General features: G+C 40.0%; 3 protein-coding genes. 2 read left to right on the top strand and 1 reads right to left on the bottom strand.

Going from position 1 to position 2,001, the window contains the following annotated elements:
* The first annotated feature begins 337 nt into the window (after positions 1-337).
* Positions 338-898, top strand: coding sequence for an inosine/xanthosine triphosphatase (gene yjjX, locus Q0954_RS33760; RefSeq protein ID WP_299466440.1), 561 nt, complete (start codon positions 338-340; stop codon positions 896-898).
* A 6-nt stretch (positions 899-904) separates the two neighbouring features.
* Here yjjX and Q0954_RS33755 read toward each other — a convergent pair whose 3' ends face one another.
* A complete protein-coding gene (locus tag Q0954_RS33755) occupies positions 905-1,135 on the bottom strand; it encodes a T9SS type A sorting domain-containing protein (RefSeq protein WP_299466437.1) in 231 nt (76 codons plus the stop codon).
* Positions 1,136-1,266: 131 nt separating this feature from the next.
* Between Q0954_RS33755 and Q0954_RS33750 the strand changes: the two genes are divergently transcribed.
* Positions 1,267-1,869, top strand: a complete 603-nt coding sequence (locus Q0954_RS33750; protein WP_299466434.1) for a nucleotidyltransferase family protein — start codon at positions 1,267-1,269, stop codon at positions 1,867-1,869.
* Positions 1,870-2,001 lie beyond the last annotated feature (132 nt).

Below are 2,001 nucleotides of genomic sequence, written 5' to 3'. Positions count from 1 at the left end.
TTTGGTCTAAGAGCGACACTGATTGCTACTTTCGTAAATGCAAATGCTGCTTAAAACACTTTCGCAAGAAGTCTATTAAACCAAAGTTGGTAATTTTAGCCCAAAAACAAAAACTATCTGTCGTTCCTAAGCTGCAAAACCTATGCGAATTATCAAACACTAACACAATATTTCGGCTAAAAAAATGTTGTAGCCTAGCTAAATATAACATTTTCGCACTTTTGGGAGCATTCAACTATTGACTATCATTATTTTGTAAGTTGTAATACTGTTGCAAATAGTGCGCGCCTGTGTTTAACAGTATTTGTTATACTCTAAATTTAAATTAATCATTTCAATGAAAAAAATTATTGTAGCTTCTAAAAACCCCGTAAAAGTAGAAGCAAGTCAAGCAGGGTTCAAGCAGGTTTTTCCTCAAGAAAGCTTTTGCATTCAAGGCATTGATGTCCCCTCTGAGGTAAGCGATCAACCTATGAATACCCAGGAAACTTATCGGGGGGCATACCACCGGGCGCTCAACGCGCAACAACATACGCCTGATGCCAACTATTGGGTAGGAATAGAGGGAGGTGTAGACTTTTTGCAGAATACAATGGAGGTTTTTGCCTGGATAGTGGTACTATCACCTGAGCAACAAGGAGTTGCCAAAACAGCTTCGTTTATGCTCCCCCCAAAAGTCAGCGAGCTTGTAAAACAAGGCTATGAACTTGGGGTGGCAGACGATATGGTATTTCAACGAAAAGACTCTAAAACCCAAAGTGGTTCAGTGGGTATTTTGACCAATGGCTTGATTGACCGCAAAGAATATTATGTACAAGCAGTAGTGCTTGCACTTATCCCTTTTATGCATCATGAACTCTATAGCCAAACCAGGTACGCCAAAGATTTGGTAAAATAAAGAAGCTTACCTTTTTTCAATGAATTGGGTAAGGGTATCATCACCCAAATGGATTTGTGCCTGATAGGTGCCATAAGACAAAGTAGCGAGGTGTATTTGAGCCACGCCGTTTTTGACTTGTGCTTGTGTATTCAATACTACTTGCCCAAACATGTTAAGCAAAACAACGTTGATAGGCTGCAATACCGGAGCGTTGATATTTAATACATCTTTTACAATTTCTGGAGCAGTATTCATAAGTTATGGGTAGTTATTGGGTCGCTAAAACACTCTGTTGTATATAACAACTACAAAAGCTATTAAATGTTATGACATTCTTTCACACCAGTAGATAAAGAAGATACTTTGGCGTTTGTACTCTACAAATAATGTTAAATAATCACACTTTTTTTTACGATTTGGTTACTGCTACTCAAGAAAAGTGGCTCGCCCAACTCATGAATAATGATGCTTTAAGAAAAGGCATACTGGTTGCGGTCAGAGAAGTGCAGAATGATTTTGGTCAGGCATTACTTTATGCATCGGCAGGTTTTGTACGCAACTTATACTGGGACTATGCCCATGGTTTAGCCGCCAGTACTCCGCTAAACGATGTAGATGTGGTATATTTTGATGAGGGCAATTTATCAAAAAAACAAGATCAACAGCTGGAAAGTCTACTTTATGAACAGCTCCCTGGGGTAAATTGGTCGGTGAAAAACCAAGCACGTATGCACCAAAAATCAGGGCATGTACCCTATACATCATTGCATAATGCATTGAGCAATTGGGTAGAAACGGCTACTGCAATTGGGGTACGTGCCCAAAAAGATAATAGCTTGAGTTTTGTGGCTCCCTGGGGTTTCAACGACTTGTTTGACCTTATCCTTCGTCCTACCCCTTATTTTGCCGATAAGCCTGCCATAATGCTCGAAAGAATACAGCAAAAAGGCTGGCTACAGCATTGGACAAAGTTAAGCGTAAAGCTCTAATAAAGGCTATATATATCAATAGTCCAGAGCATTTAGTCCGTAGTCCATAGCCTTGACAGGGGCAAGCTTCAAGTCCTTGGATACCGATGCATATCGGTGCGACAAGTCGCAAGTCCTTAGATACCGATGAAT

Source organism: uncultured Microscilla sp., assembly GCF_947493425.1.
Classification (GTDB): Bacteria; Bacteroidota; Bacteroidia; order Cytophagales; family Microscillaceae; genus Microscilla.
The sequence above is the reverse complement of the archived record's forward strand: the minus strand, read 5'-3'. Positions and strand labels throughout refer to the sequence as shown.

Coding starts and splice junctions, on each gene's coding strand:
- Q0954_RS33755 (WP_299466437.1), bottom strand. CDS start 1,135: ATGAATACTGCTCCAGAAATTGTAAAAGATGTATTAAATATCAACGCT.
- yjjX (WP_299466440.1), top strand. CDS start 338: ATGAAAAAAATTATTGTAGCTTCTAAAAACCCCGTAAAAGTAGAAGCA.
- Q0954_RS33750 (WP_299466434.1), top strand. CDS start 1,267: ATGTTAAATAATCACACTTTTTTTTACGATTTGGTTACTGCTACTCAA.